The organism is Mangrovimonas sp. sgz306409 (genome assembly GCF_059735265.1).
On sequence record NZ_JCAPEU010000005.1, the window covers coordinates 183,001 to 201,905 of the forward strand.

At 36.3% G+C, this 18,905-nt stretch carries 17 protein-coding genes; 3 read left to right on the forward strand and 14 right to left on the reverse strand.

Annotated features, from left to right (window positions below; translation table 11 throughout):
* The first annotated feature begins 671 nt into the window (after nucleotides 1-671).
* Both AC6I5C_RS10430 and AC6I5C_RS10435 read left to right on the forward strand, forming a co-directional pair.
* Nucleotides 672-1,526, forward strand: coding sequence for a sensor histidine kinase (locus AC6I5C_RS10430; protein ID WP_497905105.1), 855 nt, complete (start codon nucleotides 672-674; stop codon nucleotides 1,524-1,526).
* Nucleotides 1,513-2,253, forward strand: coding sequence for a LytR/AlgR family response regulator transcription factor (locus AC6I5C_RS10435; protein ID WP_497905106.1), 741 nt, complete (start codon nucleotides 1,513-1,515; stop codon nucleotides 2,251-2,253). The genes AC6I5C_RS10430 and AC6I5C_RS10435 overlap by 14 nt, the downstream gene beginning before the upstream one ends.
* Nucleotides 2,254-2,597: 344 nt before the next feature.
* On the opposite strand, the gene AC6I5C_RS10440 is transcribed toward AC6I5C_RS10435, so the two are convergent.
* The 4 genes from AC6I5C_RS10440 to AC6I5C_RS10455 form a co-directional block, all read right to left on the reverse strand.
* Nucleotides 2,598-3,743 carry an erythromycin esterase family protein gene (locus AC6I5C_RS10440; RefSeq protein ID WP_497905107.1) on the reverse strand — a complete coding sequence of 382 codons (1,146 nt, stop codon included), beginning with the start codon at nucleotides 3,741-3,743 and terminating at the stop codon, nucleotides 2,598-2,600.
* Nucleotides 3,744-4,023: 280 nt separating this feature from the next.
* On the reverse strand, nucleotides 4,024-5,241 hold the full coding sequence (locus AC6I5C_RS10445) for a DUF3500 domain-containing protein (protein ID WP_497905108.1): 1,218 nt from the start codon (nucleotides 5,239-5,241) through the stop codon (nucleotides 4,024-4,026).
* 273 nt (nucleotides 5,242-5,514) lie between these two features.
* A complete protein-coding gene (locus AC6I5C_RS10450; protein ID WP_497905109.1) occupies nucleotides 5,515-6,222 on the reverse strand; it encodes a DUF6090 family protein in 708 nt (235 codons plus the stop codon).
* 527 nt (nucleotides 6,223-6,749) lie between these two features.
* Nucleotides 6,750-7,556: a hypothetical protein gene (locus AC6I5C_RS10455; RefSeq protein ID WP_497905110.1), complete on the reverse strand. Its 807-nt coding sequence runs from the start codon at nucleotides 7,554-7,556 to the stop codon at nucleotides 6,750-6,752.
* Nucleotides 7,557-7,750: 194 nt separating this feature from the next.
* On the opposite strand from AC6I5C_RS10455, the gene AC6I5C_RS10460 reads away from it, so the two are divergent.
* Nucleotides 7,751-8,446 (forward strand): DsbA family oxidoreductase, encoded by a 696-nt coding sequence (locus AC6I5C_RS10460; RefSeq protein ID WP_497905111.1) that lies wholly within the window; start codon nucleotides 7,751-7,753, stop codon nucleotides 8,444-8,446.
* Nucleotides 8,447-8,584: 138 nt separating this feature from the next.
* On the opposite strand, the gene AC6I5C_RS10465 is transcribed toward AC6I5C_RS10460, so the two are convergent.
* The 10 genes from AC6I5C_RS10465 to AC6I5C_RS10510 form a co-directional block, all read right to left on the reverse strand.
* A complete protein-coding gene (locus tag AC6I5C_RS10465) occupies nucleotides 8,585-8,803 on the reverse strand; it encodes a hypothetical protein (RefSeq protein WP_497905112.1) in 219 nt (72 codons plus the stop codon).
* A gap of 167 nt (nucleotides 8,804-8,970) precedes the next feature.
* Nucleotides 8,971-10,500 (reverse strand): carbon-nitrogen hydrolase family protein, encoded by a 1,530-nt coding sequence (locus AC6I5C_RS10470; protein WP_497905113.1) that lies wholly within the window; start codon nucleotides 10,498-10,500, stop codon nucleotides 8,971-8,973.
* A 228-nt stretch (nucleotides 10,501-10,728) separates the two neighbouring features.
* Nucleotides 10,729-11,337 carry a hypothetical protein gene (locus tag AC6I5C_RS10475; RefSeq protein ID WP_497905114.1) on the reverse strand — a complete coding sequence of 203 codons (609 nt, stop codon included), beginning with the start codon at nucleotides 11,335-11,337 and terminating at the stop codon, nucleotides 10,729-10,731.
* Between the two features lie 56 nt (nucleotides 11,338-11,393).
* Nucleotides 11,394-13,241 carry an adenylate/guanylate cyclase domain-containing protein gene (locus tag AC6I5C_RS10480; RefSeq protein WP_497905115.1) on the reverse strand — a complete coding sequence of 616 codons (1,848 nt, stop codon included), beginning with the start codon at nucleotides 13,239-13,241 and terminating at the stop codon, nucleotides 11,394-11,396.
* A 224-nt stretch (nucleotides 13,242-13,465) separates the two neighbouring features.
* Nucleotides 13,466-14,254 carry a DUF6090 family protein gene (locus tag AC6I5C_RS10485; protein WP_497905116.1) on the reverse strand — a complete coding sequence of 263 codons (789 nt, stop codon included), beginning with the start codon at nucleotides 14,252-14,254 and terminating at the stop codon, nucleotides 13,466-13,468.
* Between the two features lie 250 nt (nucleotides 14,255-14,504).
* Nucleotides 14,505-14,882 carry a DUF1428 domain-containing protein gene (locus AC6I5C_RS10490; protein ID WP_497905117.1) on the reverse strand — a complete coding sequence of 126 codons (378 nt, stop codon included), beginning with the start codon at nucleotides 14,880-14,882 and terminating at the stop codon, nucleotides 14,505-14,507.
* Between the two features lie 120 nt (nucleotides 14,883-15,002).
* Complete coding sequence (locus AC6I5C_RS10495) at nucleotides 15,003-15,560, reverse strand: OsmC family protein (RefSeq protein WP_497905118.1); 558 nt, start codon at nucleotides 15,558-15,560, stop codon at nucleotides 15,003-15,005.
* A 143-nt stretch (nucleotides 15,561-15,703) separates the two neighbouring features.
* On the reverse strand, nucleotides 15,704-16,576 hold the full coding sequence (locus AC6I5C_RS10500; RefSeq protein WP_497905119.1) for a helix-turn-helix domain-containing protein: 873 nt from the start codon (nucleotides 16,574-16,576) through the stop codon (nucleotides 15,704-15,706).
* 212 nt (nucleotides 16,577-16,788) lie between these two features.
* Entirely contained in the window at nucleotides 16,789-17,424 is a 636-nt protein-coding gene (locus tag AC6I5C_RS10505; RefSeq protein ID WP_497905120.1) for a hypothetical protein, read from the reverse strand.
* A 54-nt stretch (nucleotides 17,425-17,478) separates the two neighbouring features.
* Nucleotides 17,479-18,894 (reverse strand): high affinity choline transporter 1, encoded by a 1,416-nt coding sequence (locus tag AC6I5C_RS10510; protein ID WP_497905121.1) that lies wholly within the window; start codon nucleotides 18,892-18,894, stop codon nucleotides 17,479-17,481.
* Nucleotides 18,895-18,905: the final 11 nt, after the last annotated feature.

Here is an 18,905-nt window from a genome sequence, read left to right on the forward strand (position 1 = left end):
TGATAATGTGCGGTTTGGTTCTTTTTGGAATTGACTTGGGAGCATTTCAACTTTTTCTTTTTTCATTAATAGTCTAAACTGTATTACTGTACAGGTTACAATCAATCCTATAGAGGGAGCTGTTCTAAATGTTGATTTACAGTTGATTGTATTGAGAAATTATGATTAAATTTAATCTGCACCTTTGAATTGAGATTATAAAAGCGACAGGATGTGAAGTAACAGCGATAGAGACAAAAAGAAATAGGATTACAGCGCTTTATCGCAGTTTTGTATGTGTTTGTCTCAAATTAAGGTCTGTATGCAGCTAAAGCCAAAGGCTTGATGTTTATATTGATACATTTGGGGAAAAATGGGTACATATGTCGATAAGCGAGTTTATATTATCGGATAAGAAATGGCATCGTCTAGGACGGCATGTATTTTTTTGGCTTTTCTGGGGGGGCTATTTTACGATGGTTAGATACCTTAATCCTGTTATTTATATGCAAACAGGCCATTTTAGAAGCTTGTATAAAACCATCGTGGAATGCGCTTTCTTTCTTGCTCCTCAAATGGTTTTAATTTATCCATTACTTTATTTTATTTTCCCCAAATATGTATTCAAACACAAATACGTTGAAGCTGTTATATGGGGAATCGTATTTTTCATAATAGCCAGTTGTTTCCATGTGGTATTTCTAATCATTTTCCCATGGGACAGAGTCCCTTGGATATCTACCAGTCAACTGTTTTTTACTGCAGATTCCTTCTCCAAAAAACTTCACACAGCTTATTTGGCAAGCTTACAGGGTGGCTTAACAGGGGCTGCATTGGCCGGAAGTTTTAAAATGTTTAAACATTACTATTTAAAAACGTTACGCAACCAGCAATTACAACAAGAAAACTCCGATGCGCAATTACGACTTCTCATGGCCCAAATACAGCCACATTTTATGTTTAACACATTAAACAACATATATTCACAGGCTCAGGAAGAATCTCCGAAAAGTGCCAAAATGATTTTGGAACTATCCCATATTTTAAGATATATATTGGATGAAGGCAAGAAAAAAAAGGTGCCTTTGGAAAATGAACTTGAAATGATTATTGATTATCTCAACCTAGAAAAAATAAGGTACGATAAAAAACTAGATTTACATTATTCGTTCCCAACTAACACTAGCGATATTACAATTGCGCCATTACTGTTACTGCCATTGGTGGAAAATTGTTTTAAACATGGAGCTAGTAAAATTATTGATAATCCTTGGATTAATATAAAAGCAGAACTTCAAAATAATCAGTTTACAATGAAACTGATGAACGGTAAAAAAAATAAAAAAACATCAATTAAAAAGCGAAAGGGCACAGGCATTGAAAATATTCAGCGCAGGTTACAGCTTATCTACCCCAACAAACATCAACTGGACATAAAAGATGACCCCGAAGTATTTGTTGTCAATCTTCAAGTTGAATTAGATATCGATGAAGGGGGAGCAACCCAACCAAGCATAGCACCTTTAACAGCATATGAACAGTTTTGAAAATATAAAACCAAGATGCCTGATAGTCGATGACGAGCCTTTGGCTAGAGATGTGTTAAAACGATATTTAAAAAAATTACCTGTTTTACAACTTGTTGGTGAATGCAATAATGCCATAGATGCTTTTGTATTTCTTCAGACCAACGAAGTTGATATCCTCTTTTTAGACATAAGAATGCCTGAATTATTGGGAACCGAATTAATACGCTCTATTAAAAAAGCACCCAAAGTGATCTTTACAACTGCTTATAAAGAGTATGCTTTGGATGGGTTTGAACTTGATGCTGTGGATTATTTATTAAAGCCCATACGTTTTGAACGTTTTTTAAAAGCAGTGAACAAAGCCTTACCTGGTTATGAAGCCTCCTTAATTGGCAATGAAACTTTTGAACTCGATAGAAAATCGGGTATTGATTCCATCTATCTTCGTATCAATAGAAAACAGGTTAGAATTATTTTGGATGATATTCTTTATATCGAGAGCGATAAAGACTATATCAAAATATTTACACCTGATAAAATGCACTTATGCAGACAAACCATATCGGCTATTGAAGCCATGATTGACAAAAACAATTTTGTTCGCATCCACAGGTCATTTATTGTTCCTATAAACAAAATCAAATCTTATACTCACGAATTGGTAGAAATCAATAAAAAGGAATTGCCCATAGGAAAGTTCTACTTAAACCATTTTTTAAAAGTAGTCAGCTCCACGTCTTACTGATTTTCCTTTTAATTTATATCTGGGGAGTCGAGGTGTTGAATAGCCTCAAATAATCTCTTTGGATTCCCTCTTTTATTGTTTTCCCTCTTGCATACTCATTAACTGATATAAGAAATCCTTGCCACCAGATGTTTTGGTGTGGTTATAGAAGTTTGAAATTGAATTTGAGGATCTAATATCATCAAATATGCCTAGGTCCTTTATTGTTTGCTTGTCTAAATCAAATTCTATCATTCATTGGGTTTTTTGCCTTTGATGGGGTATTGCAGTAAAACGGTTTGTGAATGTTTTGGTTGCATGAAAATATGAAGCCATTTTTGTTACATGATATTGGCAACAGTTTTTTATTTTATTTCAGGATATTTTACTTTTTCTCCTTTCCCAACAAAAACTAAGGCATCAAAATGTTTGAACCAATTGGTTTTATTTTCTTCAAGGTTGAACATTCCATCATATTTCTTTTCTGCATAATCTGGATGGTCAGCAATGAGCTGTTTGGAATCGATGAAGTAGTTTTTTTCGGTTGATGGTAGAAGGTTCAGTAGGTTTTCTTGGTCATTGCTCCATTTCTCTATCTTTTTTCCTGTTCTGTAGGGCATATGGATTGATGAAATTGCAATATGATACGAGATGTTTGGATTTAAATTTACAAACTGACCTCCCATAGTTTGGCCTTTCATAAAATCGTATTCATATTTTGCCATATGGGCATTGGCTAGCCACACAATGAATTTTTTTTCTGGCATTGTTTTAACCAAAAAATCAAGGTTTTTTGCCATCTGACTATCTCTTACCGGGATTGCTTTGGCAATTTTTGAATGCGTTGAATTTATGATAATATCACTTTTGAAGCTTTCTAAAAATTGAAACCAAAGTTTGTTTTGAATAACTTTATCATTTTTTAAAATCCTTTCAACTTCGTTGACTAAATATTCCAAATCTGTTTTACCAAGAATACTGTTGGCTTTTTTCCTGTTTTTAATGTAAGTTTCAGTTTTTGCAATAAAATTTTCTTCAAAACTAATCGAGTTGGTTATAAGGAATTCAGATAGTTTTTTGGTGAAATTAATATAGGTATATCCAGAGCCCATTTGATTGTCGAAGCCCCAAATGGTAACATTGTGTTCTTTTAAAAATTCGAATAGTTCTTCACATTGTAAGGAGCGAGACCAAAAGGAGTATAAATTATTCTTGTCATGCTCAAAATAAAGTCCGAAAAAGTCGCCTTCAAAAGCAATGTCTTTATATCCTTTTTCTAGAACTAAATACTTTACAAATTGAGTTTTAGCTAAAAAATCTGAGCCAATATGATGTTCAGCCTCCCCTAAAAACACAACTTTTTTGCCGGTTAAATTTGAATCTAGAATTCCTTTAACATCCTCGGTTAAAAGATTCTCCATTGAGTTTAATTCGTGGATATTTTCCTCGATTTGGCCAAAAATGGAATTAAGAGCAAAGATTATGAATAAGGTTGTTATTACTTTTTTCATCTTGTTACCTATATATGTGTTGGTTTATGTTTTGATGAAATTAATAGGTTATTTTTAATAACATGTAAGAAAAATCTATAAATAAATCATAAAATTTGCCAGTAATGAGTGATACTTCTCGATATGCTGTTTCCTGCGTCAACAGAAATCGAAGTGACGAGGGAGTGAGTTGTGAGTAGTGAGCCTTTTGGCTATGACTTAGGGAGCGGGTACCTTAGCCTCGCTGAATCTTCGATTTCGTACACCAGCTGGGCTTATATATGTTGTTAGTTGCTGGCTGTTAATTATTGTGGTGGTGTTTTTCTTTATGTTGTCTCAATAAATCTTTCCCATAATCATTTCCGTTTGGTGTTCTTACAACTGTATGAATATGGTTTCTTGACGGTTTTCCATCATCGGCATTCGGTACACCAACGACTTTTTGATGATCAAATTCAATTAATACAACCGGACTATGAATTCGATAGTAAAAAACAGCATCTTCAGAGGTGTCTCCAACCCATGAAAACCAGGTGTTATTTATATGTGCCTTTACTTCCTCCATTTTGACTTTATCGTGTCCCTCCCGAATATTGCTGATGTACAAATAAATTAAGTCTAGGAGTTTTTGCCTCTGTTCATTAGAAAATTTTGAGACTTGAACCCCTTGATAATTGAGCTTTAAATTATCTTTATTGGCTTCAGCCACATTGTTATTGTCAGTTTTAATTTTTGAGATTGTGGCTTCTTTTTGGTGTTCTGGGGTTAAAGACAGCATAATGTGCAATCCTAAATTCTGTTCGTCTTGAAAGAGGGTATTTCCTTTGTACTTCCCGGTAGTTGTAATTATTGGTTCCCCTCCCATAAACACAGGAGACATTACAACTTGGTCTCCTAAAATAAAGTAGTTAATAATTAGGTGGTGTCCATCCAATTGCCAACCCCAAGGTTCCGTACTTGAGGGGTTCCCCATAATGGTCAGGAAATACAATTCTTCATCATAATACCATAAACCGTTGTTGAGTTCTTTAAGCGTATGGTCAGTCTTCATAATATCTTTGCTAAGCTGGAGACCTTTAGCACTTAACGACTCTTGAATTAATTGAAAAACATTTTTTTTCTGATTCTCGGTCAATTCTTTCAGGCTAACTCCTTGCCGGTCATATATGCCGTTGTCTACATTACACCATTTTCTCCATTCCTCATCATCTATGTCGAATGTGGTACGTTGCAGTTGTGAAGGAGATAAGCTATTTAAAAAATGTTCAGCAGCTTTTTGAATTGGTAAAGTTGAAACCCCTGTAGAATGAATTTGAAACAAATCAGCCGAATCGCCACTTTCTGTAAAAATTCCAACAAAGGGCTCTTTCAGGGCGTCTGACTCCTTTTGGGCAAATTGTTTTTTCCAAAAATTAAGTTTCTCAATATTTTCAGAAGTTTCGTCATTTTCCTTTTGAGAATCTTTCTGTTTGCAACCCAAAGCAATGAATAGGATAAATATTATGATTACATTTTTCATTTGTTAAGAGTTGCTTTAGCTTGCAGTAGTGTTTATGGTGTGATTTTGGCGGGGATGGATTCTCTGGATTTATACGCTTAAGAAAGCAACTTAAATATACGCTTTTTTCTTTGGTTCACATACTAGCAATCTGTTGAATCATAGCAGGTTTCGTGCTTTTGTTGGATGAATATCCTCAGGATTTTCGAGTTAAGAAACTAAGATAGCAAAATTGCGAGGATTTTCAGAAGTAGGCGAGAACAAGCAATTATTTATAGCATTGTTGTGCTTTCGTTATTTTTCTAATTCCATTTCTATCATTGTTTTTAATTCTAATAAAGTAGTTTTAATTGAATTTGACCTTCTTTGATACTCTTCATACTTTTGACGTTCTAAATCAAAAGCCCAAAGAAAATCTTGATTATTTAGAATATCTTCGACTTTTAGGTCAAAATGCATGTGTTCCTGTCCATTATCATGATATACTCGCTTTAACTTTAAAAACTTGTATTGGAATTCAGATATTTCGGATTCGGTTCTCTTATTTAAGCCATTGGCAAAATAGGTAGCGTTAGGTAATCTGGAAGTGTAAGCCCTATTAATTGCTGTTCTTAAAGAATCATTTCTTATTACATCTAAACCAGTTGATTTTAGAGCTTCAAACGGCCCATTATCGAATCGCAGGTACATGTCCATACTTAAATTGGCATAAAAATCTAAAAAAAGTGAATCGTTAATTGTTTTTTTGTGAAAAACATACCTCTGAAGACTATCTAACCCAGATTTTTTTCTTTCTATTCTTTGATTTAGAAAATCTTCATATTGCTTTAAGTCCCCATTGATTGAATTAAGAAACTCATTTAGGATTAGATATTCTTTATTGTTTACTTTTCTCTGTTCGTTCCAATTATTAATTTGTAATGCTATTAAAATTCCAATAACGACAAGCACAATTTCTCCTAAAGCATATTTAAGATACTTTCCAGTTTTGTTTTGTTCCATAAGGTCGTATCTAATCTTTCTAAAAAACTTAATCATAGGTTTGGTTGGTTAATGAGTTAGAAGGTCAGGTATAACTGTTAGTTACAAGATTAAAAATAGTGAATTTTGGTTTAGAACTGACGTTAGCAATTCCTAGTGGATTGGGACGTCGTCGCATCGGCCATAATTGGGTTTAGGCATTATTGGTAACATTTTCTAATTTCATTCCATATCAAGTTTGTTCACTTCAGTAATGCCTTTCCTCAGAGTTTTAGAATGGATTATTTCTTTATTGATTTATACTTTTCTGTTTCTGTTTTTTCTCCTTGACAAAGCCTCTTTTTATTCCGGATAAAGAAGTTTTCTTTCCAAGGATTTTTTGTGTTTCCATGCTTAAATTTACTTTTTTATTAGAAACACGCGCTTTCCTTTAAGTTGGAGCTGTCCACTTTTTACTGACTACTTGCAGTTTTTAAACATTGTGAACGTTGATGGTAGCAGGTTTTTCAATACAACTCTTCAATTCTTATAGCCATTTTGTACTTTCGTTACTCATCAATTATCGCTTTTAATATATCATACTCTCTTGAAATGTCAATGGAGTCCTTTTTAGCGTTTCTTAAATAAGGTTCTTTATTTAGTAAATGCTTGTCAGTAATTTTTCTGTCTAATATTTTAAGAATTGCTGTGGCTAGATTTTTTCTGTGAACAGATCGTCCTATTAAACCATATGAGCTCCGCGAGGAATAGTCAAGTGCTATTTTAAATTCATTGGATTTTTTGAGCTTTTCAAAATCTTCCGGTACCGCTTTAGATCCTCTATAGCTAATAAAATAATTGGGATAGATGTGCTCTTTTAACAATTTTATGGCATCTTCTCCTCTGTTTTCCAAATTTCTGGAGTCATCATAATAATGAACAATTTCATTGCTCAGGTCCTTGTCGCCTAGAACATCCATACCAATGGCTAAGAGTCTGTCATAAATTTTATAGTCGGCCGGCACAATTGACACTCGCCTAATTAAAGCCAAAGAGGAATCTAATGCTTCTGTATAAGGCAAATCTTCTTTTATAACCCGTTTTAACAACATGGCATTTATATAAGCCGATTTTAATTTGTTTTTTTCTCTATTCAGGGCAAGGGTGTCCTCCATCATACTTGACCTCAGTTCTATGAACAGTTCCTGCCTTAATTTTTCCCTCTGCCAATTTTCTTTTGCATTATTAAGTTGTAACGCAATCAAAATACCTATTACCACCAGAATAATTTCTCCAATGGCATATACAAGATACCTGCTGAACTTGTTTTCAGAAAGTAGTTGGTGTCTTATTTTGCTAAAGAATTTTATCATCATGTGACGGTTTCTCTCTAAAGATAGGATTTTTAACAATGGTAATTTTTAAAATAATAATATACAGAGGTTTGTGTTTGGATGATGAGAGGTATATGGTTAACCAAATTTTTTATTCCAGAATATATAGGTAGAAAATACTAGTTTCTGTTGAAAGTTTTAAAAGGAACTTGCGTCCAAGGTCTGAAACAAAAAATATGCACATAAAAATTTGGTCCGATATACGTTGTCCTTTTTGTTATATTGGAAAAAGACACTTTGAAACTGCTTTACACAGTTTCCCCCATAAAGATAGTATCTCCATTGAATGGAAAAGTTTTGAGTTAGATCCTAATTTGCAAACTGTAACAGATTCTGATGCGCTGAGCCATTTTGTTGAAAGCAAAGGCATAGACAGGGCGCGTGCCCAACAAATGTTTGATCAGGTTTCGGCAATGGCCGCAGCTACTGATCTGGATTTTAATTTGGAACAATCTATTCCTGCGAATTCCTTAAATGCCCACAGATTATTGCATTTTGCAAAACAAGAAGGGCTTGCCAACGAAACCAAAGAAGCTTTGCTTAAAGCGCATCTTTGTGATGGTAAAAATATAGACGATACCAATGTACTTAGTGATATAGCAAAATCTTTAGGTCTCGATACTCATAAGGTAAATGACATACTAGAATCGGATGATTTTGCATATGATGTGAGACAAGATGAAATGGAGGCCAGAAACCTTGGGATTACATCTGTGCCGTTTTTTGTTTTAGATGGCAAATATGGTGTTTCGGGGGCTCAGCCGGTGGAGGTCTTTAGTCGGGTTCTTCAAGAAAGTTGGGAGAAGCATCAACACAGCATTCAGATGGTGGCTAGTGATAACGCCTGCGATATGGATGGCAATTGTAATTAATACAAAATACGATACTCATGACACAGGAAGGCTATTTTTTAATAAGTAGCTTTCCTATGTTTCGATGCTTAAAATTATTGTGGGCACTTAAATCTGCTATTTCTCTGAAAGCTCCTTGAGCTTATCCAAAGCCTTGGGTCAAGTGGTGTTAAAGTAATCAAGGTAGTCCTCCGCCATATCGCATTCTACGGTTACGGTTGTTACACCATTATGTTCTTGGAGGGCATAATTTTCAAGACTGCCAGCCCATTTTTCAACCTCTGGACCTTCGGTAATTTCTTTATCTCCATCCAACATTCCGTAATGGCGAATGGACACCAACTGGAATGGAATATTATCGGCAATTTCGGATACCATTCCACCTCTTTTACCATTGGCATCGGTTCCTATAAAGTAGATTTTTGATCCGTTTTCCCAACTGCCTTCATATGTTGAGGTGGGATTAAATGCGGCTGTCCATTACAGCTGGTTAACACTATTGTCTCATTCCATAAGTCAACAATGATGTATTATAAAGTTCTAGGTTACTTTTTTCTCTTTAATTCAAACACGTCCTTTCTTCTGTCTTTAAGGTTTCTTACGCTACCAAATTCATTTAATTCTCTAAGCAAATCAATATCAACATCGGCAATCAAAATCATTTCGGTGTTTGGGGTTGCCTCGGCTTTTATGCCATTGGTTGGAAATGAAAAATCACAGGGCGTAAACACCATGGACTGGGCAAACTGAATATCCATATTGTGCACATTTGGCAAATTCCCGACACTTCCCGCGATGGCTACATAACATTCATTTTCAATTGCCCTTGCTTGTGCACAATGTCTTACCCTAGAATATCCATTTTGGGTATCGGTTAAAAATGGCACAAACAATATGTCCATACCATCATCGGCAAGAAGTCTGCTTAGTTCGGGGAACTCAGAATCATAGCATATCAAAATTCCAATTTTACCACAATCGGTATCAAATACCTTAACTTCATTTCCTCCTTGCATTCCCCATACTTTTGCCTCGTCTGGGGTGACGTGGATTTTTTCGTAGGGCTCTATAGTACCGTCTCTTTTACAGAGATAGCCTACATTGTAGAGCGTGCCATCTCTCATTTCGGGCATACTTCCCGCAATGATATTGATGTTGTATGTTATGGATAGATTTGAGAATTTCTGAACAATGTCATCTGTGTATTTCGCCAATTCCCGAATGGCCTCAGGCTCCGTTAAGTGGTTGTATTGCGCCATTAAAGGCGCATTGAAAAATTCTGGAAACAAGGCAAAATCCGATCTGTATCCAGAGACAGCATCCACAAAATATTCGACCTGTTGAAGCAACGAATCAATATCCTTGTAAGGCCTCATTTGCCATTGGATTAATCCCAATCGGACCACAGTTTTTTTGACTTCCGCCTTTTTGGTAGGCTTTTCATAATAAATGTTGTCCCATTCAAGAAGCACGGCAAACTCCATGGATGCCTGGTCTCCCTCAAGGTATCCTTTTAGAATTCTTGCAGGGTGAAAATCGTTAGAAATTTGAAAGTTTAGGACAGGGTCGTGGATTTCTTTTCTTCTTACTTTTTCAATGTATTCTTTTGGGGTGAGTTCCTTAGAATACTTGTGATAGTTTGGAATTCTTCCTCCAAAGGCAATGCCTTTTAGGTTTAATTTTTCACATAGCTCTTTCCTATAATCGTAAAGCCTTCTTCCTAGTCTCAGTCCTCTATATTCTGGTTTTATGAATACGTCTATGCCGTATAACAGATCACCATCGTAGGTATGTGAATCGAAGGTGTAATTAGCTGTAATTTCTTTATAGGAATGGTTATGGTCATGACTGTTATAATCCACGATAATGGATAATGCGCACCCAGCAATCTGCCCGTTTACCTTTATTACAACCTGGCCTTCCGGGAACTTTTTAAGTAAGGCTTGGATGTGGTTTTCTTTCCAATACACATCGGGCATGGAGGTATATGCAGATTGCATAACATCCTTAATCTCCAAGTAATCCTCCAATTGAAGGTATAAAAGTTCAACTTTTTCTATTTCGCTTAGTTCCATTTCTGTTGTTATTTCTGGCTTCCCTCAAATTTAAGGTAAAATTCCCAGAGTAGTCATGATGGTTGATGGAGGTGTTGATAGGGTGCTCCATCTATATTAGTTTCTTGTGTTCTATGTGGAAAGGCTTTTTAGCAGGTGTTTTTTTAAATAGAGAAAGAAGACGTTTCTTGTGGCAGTGATTGATTTTCTAAGTATAAATGAGAAGTTATCAATATTGAATGGGCAGTATTATTTTTGAATGTTAAACGCTATTTGGTAATAAACACAGAGGACAAGTGCCATTTTGTTTATTTCTTCTTTAAAATCAGATTCACTTGTTCCTGCGTAAATAAAGTCTCTTATTGTATTTGGACTCAATCTTAATGAAGAATTTGCAAGAAGAAGATTTTTTATTCCCTCACAATCAGTTTGCTTGGTTAAGCAATCAGAAATGTTTTTATCTAATTTAACATTGTATTCATTCATTTCCTCAACATTGAAGAGTTTGGCTTCTCTTTTCATATTTTCATCTGAACGAATACTTGTGTTCCAGACTTTTAATTTTCTAATTTGATCGTTAATTGTGCTAGAAATACTATCAAGGAAGAAATTAGAGGTAATTTTTTTGTGACTTAAATCATCTACATACTTGAAGTATGCCATTTCAATGTTCATATCGGGATATCTGTCCTGAAGTTTAGATTCAAAATGATCAATTCCGGTTTTGATTATTTTAATCTGTTCTTCACTAAAGCAATTTGTTGTCTGCGAATAAGAGTGATTTTTTAAAGAACAAAATGCTAAAAATATTAGAAGTAAAAGTTTTTTCAAAGTAAAGCCAATGATTTTGAATTGCATAATCTAAATGTTTGGAAAGTGAAAAGAGGACGTTGTTTTCAGGTGATATTTCAAAATCATTTATTTTTTGAGACAAAATACATCTCGATTTCCCCTTTACCTTTGGCTTCAATCTTACCTCTTGGTTCAAAGACAAGGTCTTGTTCGTTTTTCAATAAATCGTAGGTTGCCTGACTAATATTTACTTTGCCAACCTGCCCATTGGTTTCAATTCGGCTGGCCGTATTTACCGAATCGCCGAAGAGGTCGTAGGCAAATTTCTTTTTTCCAACAACGCCTGCAATGACAGGTCCTGAATGGATCCCTATGCGCATGTTCCATTGAATATCACTATTTTTATTACGTTGTTCAAGAAACTCTACCATGCGGAATGCCGCTCTCACACAATTTATAGCATGATCGGGATTTCCTTGAGGTAAACCACTTGCGGCCAAATAGGCATCGCCTATGGTTTCTATTTTTTCAATGCCAAATTCATCCATGATATCATCAAATGCCCCAAAGATGTCGTGTAGCTCAACCACGAGTTTTGTGGCAGGAATGGAGGCAGTGAGTTTTGTGAAGTCTTGGAAATCGGAGAATAGTATCGTGACACTTTCAAACTTTCTAGGTTCAGATTTTCCCAATTCCTTGAGTTCTTGGGCCACCTCTTTGGGGAGGATGTTCAGGAGTAGGTTGTCTGACCGTTCCATTTCAATTTGTAATGATGCTTTGGATTTTCTAACGTAACGCCACCTCATATAAAAACTTCCCGCAAGCAACAAGAAAAAGGCTCCGATTATTAAGCTGATGTTTCTTGTGTTTTCTTCGTGGCGAATATCTTCATCATGGGCTTGTTGTAATGAACGTGCTTCGGCTTGAAACTCCATTTGCTGCAACTTTTGTCCTGGTTCCTTGGAGTCCAAACTGTCTTCAACAGTTTTCAGCAGTTCGAGGAAATGGAGAGCTTGGTCGTCATTACCCATGGCTTTGTGGGTATCATATAAACAATAACAACTGGCTCTTTTTCTTAATAAAGAATTAATGTCTATAGCAATGTCATAGCCTCTTTGGCAGTATTCCAGTGCTTTTTTATAGTTTTTTTGCCTCAGGTAAATATTCCCAATATTATTTACAGAAACCGCAATGCCATTTTTATCCCCAAGTTGTTCGTAATAGGTCAGGCTTTTTTTGTGGTAGTCCAAGGCTTGTGGATACTCGGCTTGCTTGTAGTGCAGCTGTGCTAGATTGCTATAGGTTTCAGCAATTCCTTTTTGATGATCTATTTGTTCAAAGAGAGATAGGCTTTGGGAGTAATAGTCAAAGGCCTTGGTAAAGTCTCCCTGTTCCCTGTAGATGGCTCCAATCTTTGAAAGGTCAAGGGCCACCGCCCCTTGGTCTCCCTTTTCCTTGTTAATTTCCAAGCTTCGGATATGATATTCCAAGGCCTTTTCATAATTACCTTGATTGAAGTAGATGCTTCCAATATTATTAAGGGTAGTGCCCATCTGTTTGGGTTTCCTGTACTCCAGACTTTTGATATAATGGTCCAGAGCTTTGGTATAATCGCCCTTATCGTGATACACACTTCCAACATTATTATAGGCAATGGATAGGGCTGCCGGATGCCCCATTTGTTTCGCTATTTCTAAAGCTTTGAGGTAATATTGAAGCGTTTTTTGATACTCACTTCTGTTTACCCATGACACTCCTTGAATGGTATAGCCAGCAAATTCTGCTCTTGGATACTTGGAGGTTTGTCCAAAGGCCACCAATTTTTCCGCAAGAATAAATGCCGAATCGGGTTGGGAATAGAGATAGCCATCCCAGATATAATCTGAATAAGCTTTGGTCCTAATGGAATCCTGAAGGGTGTGGTCCTTCCAAATGGTGTATAGTGAATCGAGGTTTACTTGGCTTTCCAAGACAAAACTACTTAACAGACATATTATTGAAACGATGGTTCTAAACATTGCGTTTTATATCGGAGAGATACAATGGTTTGTTAAGATTAAAGATAGTTAAAGAAATTCAACTTTCAGGTTTTTGGTGAGTTTGGCTGGTGGTTTCTAGGAGTATGTCTGGTTTACTTTTGAAGTTTTTTTAGAGGAGTTGTCTAGAGGTTTGTAGTATGGGAAGCAAGAGTTGGTTAGTCCATTTGTGTTTTTATGTCTGAAAGCAATTGCTCTGTATTGGATTGTACTGTTTTGTACAGGTCCAGATGCGACATGGCAACAATGGTTCGTTGTTCCAGCAAATTGAAGAGGTGTAGCATATTACCGTCTTTAGACAGTTCAATCTTTGATATTTGCCGAATGGGGCCTAGTGATTGCTCATTGAAAATAGCATCATTTATTGTTTTTAGGTCGCTATCATCTTCATCGAGGATAAATGCCGTTTGTTTCAATAGTTCGTGTTGGTAAAGGGCATCTACAATATGGATGTTGTTATTGCCAATTACCAGGGAGATTCTTTTCAGCTCGTTGTAATATTGTATGATTTTTCTTTTGGTGGTCTCATCTTTTAAGATTCCAATGGTTCCAGTTGCGATGAGTTCCTGAAATGTGGTATTTATAGGGTTAAAGGTTTGCCTTGACACCAAAGAATTCAGTTTTCCATAAATACTGTCGGCACCATAAAATGTTTGATTTGCCGAAAAGTACTTTAAAAGATCCCTGCCATTTTGATAAAAGCTCGATTCTACTTCTATATAGGTAGCCAGTACTTTTGATTGATCCTCTAGGTCTACAATGAGTTCTTTGATAATCTGTTTTTCCTTTTTGCTTTCAATCCTGTTTTGGTTCCAGTTGTTGATACTTAGGGCAATTAAAATTCCAATGACCACAAGAATGATTTCTCCTATGGCGTATTTCAGGTATTTAGCGGTGTTGTTTTGCTGCATTAGATTGTAGCGTGTTTTCCTAAAGAATTTTATCATGGGTTCGTGATTGGTTGCAAACGGTTCATTTTTTTATTGGTATGAGCTTGAAGGCTGGATTGATGTTGAAGTGTTGGTTGTATTAAAGATAGGTAAATGCAACCATCTTTAGTATTTGCTAGTGATTTTTCTGGTGCGAGTTTGCTTTTACTTGGAAGAGGGGGAAGAGCTTGAAAAAAGAATGTTATGATACATAGCAGCATTTTTAATTATTAAAGCGTATCTATTGTTTCTTATATTTTAAACGGAACTATTTTGATTCCACAAAAGGTTTAAATCCACCATAGACCATTCTGCTGGCATCAAAAATCAATTTTTCAGGATTAGTCAAGGGGTCTACCAATTCTTTTATTCTTGGGTCGGTTGGCACTTTTTGGTTGGCCAAATCACGTATTTCTTTTGAAGGGAATACCGTCCATCCAAAGATAACTTCCTCGTCTTCTTTCGCATTTAGGGTTTCAATAAAGGATTTGGTTCCTTCTAAATGTAACTCGTCACCAATAAATTCGAAGTAGGCAATAGCCCCGTATTCTTTCCAAATGTCAGCTACTTTTTCCGCGACCTTTTTATATTCCTCCAAATGAACTTGAGGAATTGGAAAGACGAAGGCATCTATGTAGTTTGTCATGGTTTTAGTTTTTTGATTCTATAAGGTCCATTGTTTTGGTTCTAATTTAGGAAATAAAACGGGCAAAAATTTAAAAAGAGGTCTTTGGAAGAAATACCAAAGACCTCTTTTTGGGTAAGATCAATTTTGCAATCCTACTTGAACATCCGTGGGGTTGACAAGTGAATTGAAAATTGGTGACTGCTTTGCTAAGGTTATCAATTCCTGTTTTTGAGCCTCGTCTGAACCTTTGATATCAAAGATTACCCTTATTTGCTTGAATCCTTTTGGCCCTGAGGTATTTAAGCCCAGGAATCCTTTAATGTCTATGTCACCTTCAATTTTAGAGGATACGCTTTCAATTTCAATACCTCTTGCAGCGGCCAATAATACCATAGCGGTGGTCATACATCCCAATAATCCGTGAAGCAATACTTCTCCCGGATTGGCGCCTTTGTTTTTTCCGAGTAATACAGGTGGTTCGTCATTGTCATAAATGAAAGGTTCTGTTCTACTGGTGTCTTCCTGACAGGCCCCGTAAAAACCCTGAATGTAACTTCTGTTATGTCCCCCGTCTATCCATTCGTTGGTGGCACGAAGTTGAAAATTTCCAATTTCAGGGGTGGTTTGAAGCGCTGTTACTACCGCTGCGATATCTTCCTGATTAAATCCGTTTACTGTTTTTGCTAGAGTTTCCATACTTTGATTTTTTATTGATTAATAAATGATTACAATACAAAAGTATAGATGGAAGGCCCCTTAGAGATAGGCGCAAAAGTTCATAAAATTGACAATTCGGTTCAAAAGGGTAAAATGGGCTTTTTGGTGGTTGGGAATGTAGGTTATTGCTGAATTGGAGCCTCTCTGTATTGTAAAGGTGTTACCGAAAATCGTTGTTTAAAAGCTCTGATAAAACTGGAAGGTTCTTCGAATCCGCATTCAAATCCAACGATATTTACGGCTTTATCGGTGGTGGTTAGGAGGTGGGCGGCAAGGTCGAGGCGCTTGTTGGAAAGCCATTTTCCCGGTGAGGTTTTGTAGATGCCCTGAAAGTTTCTTTTGAACGAGCTCAGGCTCATATGGCACAAACTGGCATACTGCTGCAGATTTAAACAATAGGCAAAGTTTTCCTCCATAACCTGTTGCAATTGGGCGCTTTGTTCCTTAGTGATGGATAGGAGGTATTCGGCCAATGTTTGGTGAATGGGATTGGTAAAGATATTGAGCAACAATTCTTCAAATTTAAGCTGCAGAAGGTTTTTGTCGGGATAGGAGGGGGAGCCCAAAAAAGCAGCTAGGGAATTAATATAGCCTTCCAAATACGCATCTAGCTGGACCCTGATTACGGCATCTGTATGAGTATCTTCACTTGAATTACTTTTTGCAACAATTGCAGCAAACCGTTGAATGAACTTCTTAATAAATTCATCTGGGATGAATACCATCAAGGCACAATAGTCTTCATCAAAATATTGGTGCACCAAGTTGGCGCCTTTTTTTACAAATAGGGAATCTCCGGCCTCCACCACATAATCCTCATAGATGCTCCGCCACATTTTTTTGCCGGAGGTTACAAACACAAAGTAGTTGGATTGGGACCAAATGCCAGCTTTTACTTCATTTACCAAACATTTGTATTCAATAAAAAGCAAATCATGGATTTGAAGCTTTTTGTAATTGGTAGCGGTCTTAAGATATCCGTAAAGGTCTAGCATGGTTGTGGCGAAAAGCTGTTTTTGGTGATAGGCTGATACAATTTCTTCAGTTTGTGTATAGTTTAGTTGCGTGAAAATCCGCTAGGATTTTCGGGTTAAGAAACTAAGTTAGCAAAATTGCGAGGATTTTCCGTGAGGTCACGAGCACAAAGTGGGAACTGGCGAAGCAAAATCGGAAGCAATGAAGTATACATGGCGTTGCGGTACGTATTTTATTCTTTTCGGTGTGCTATCATTTCCATTGGTCCAGTTGGAATTAAACAAAGTTTTAAAAATTCCGACGTAACTTCTTTAATTGGAATAGAACCATTTCTTTTTCCATCAAAATATATTGTAACAAAAAAGGTTGCATCAATTTGTTCAATCATTTTTTTCTCACCTTCTTTTCTTTTAGACATTTCGAGTCTTTCCTTATCCCAAAGTTCCTTGTTAAATATAATTTCCGTTTCTCGTCCATTTTCAGTCAGAACGAATGTCATTTTTTCAATATTTTCTTTTTTAAGCGTTGTGATTGTTGGTTCGAGTCTGTAAAAGTCGCATTCAAAAACAGTGTCTTTTCCATTTGATTTTCCATCGATAAACAATTTTAAGTGATTATCATTAACAACTTTATAATTGGCAAATTTTTCGTTTTCAGAGGTCAAAATTTTATTTTCTAAGACTTTAAGGTTGGAGGCTTTTTTTACGAGAGAGAAATCCGTGTAAAATTTCGCAATTGAATCGTTAATTTCTAATAACTGAAATCCAGGATACCCCTTTCTGTCATTTCCTGAATCAATTTCTTTTAGTATCCATTTTCCATTCAAATCTTGTCCATCTACTGAATTAAAAATTATCGTTTTTTTCATATGCGCCACAATAGTGATATAAATATAACTAATTGAAATGAAGATGCTTTGTATTTATTTGTCCCTTAGAATTGTAGTTTGAATGGCGCTGTGCTTAATTTTATCTGGGAAAAGCAAACTACCCATTACCATGCTTACACAACTTATGGCCGTTCCGTAGATGGTAGCGTCTATTCTGGTTTCATACATAAAACAGAAGAACCATGTAAGACCTCCAATGATTATGGCAGCCCAGGCTCCTGAAACAGAGGCTTTCTTCCAAAATAGTCCAAACGTAAAAGGCGCAAACAAACAGACCAAAATAAGACTTAGAGAAGCTGCAACGAGACCAACAATATCGGAGTCATCAAACGCAAAATAGCAAGATATGACTGCCACTAAAACAACGCTGAGCCTAGTGTATAGCAGTAACTGTTTGTCTGAAAGCTTTTTTACGTAAGGTTTGATCAAGTTTTCTCCTATCACTGTTGCCGGTGCTAACATTGCCCCACTTGAAGTACTTAAAATGGCCGATATCATAGCTCCATAAAAGAGAACCTGTACAGGAACACTTGTCATTATTTTTACCAAGGAAGGGATGATGTCTTGGCTATTGCCATTGTTCATTAATTCGGGATATAAGTAAACACCTCCTAAACCAATGATCAGTGGAATGCTGGGAATGACCACCATTAGTACGGCACCCAAGAAGAGTCCCTTACGTGCGGCATTTTCATTTTTAGCAGAAAACACGCGTTGATAGATTTCTTGAACAGGAATGGCTCCGGCAATAAATGCCAACAGAAGTGCAATATATTCAGACCATGCATCTAGGCCTCCTTTCGGAGTTAATTTAAAGAAATCGCTTGGCTGGTTTTCGAAAATTGGTGTAATACCTCCTGTGTTGTGTAATATTTCAAATAGCAGTATAAATAGGCCTAAAAGAATCATGATACTTTGGACCATGTCTGTATAGGCTACAGCCCACATGCCTCCTATGTATGTGTAAAACACAACTATTGAAGCGCCTATCAAAATTCCATAATTAAAGGGAATATCCATTATCGCATTGAACAAATAGGCCAAGGCAACAAATTGTGCCGCGATCCAGTGAGGGTAGGAGAATACCATTAAAAGGGAAGAGGCGGCTTCAAGATTTTTGTTATACCTTCTTCCGAAGAAATCATTTATGGTAACAATATTCATTCGGTACAGTTTTCGAGCGTAGAATTGTCCAACAATAAACAAACAAATCCCACCAGATAAGGTTAGCGTGATGTATGAAGAAAAGCCATCTACAATGAAATATCCTGGATTTCCCATAATTTGACTACTCCCAAACCATGTAGCAAATAAGGTGACGCCAACAAGCGAGGTGGATAAACTTTTCCCTGCAAGGGCAAAATCTCCAGAAGTTTTTATTTTTCGGGAAGCCCAAAATCCAATTCCAAGCGTGATTAATAAGTACCCTATTATGAACAAACTTACCATTGGTGGATTTT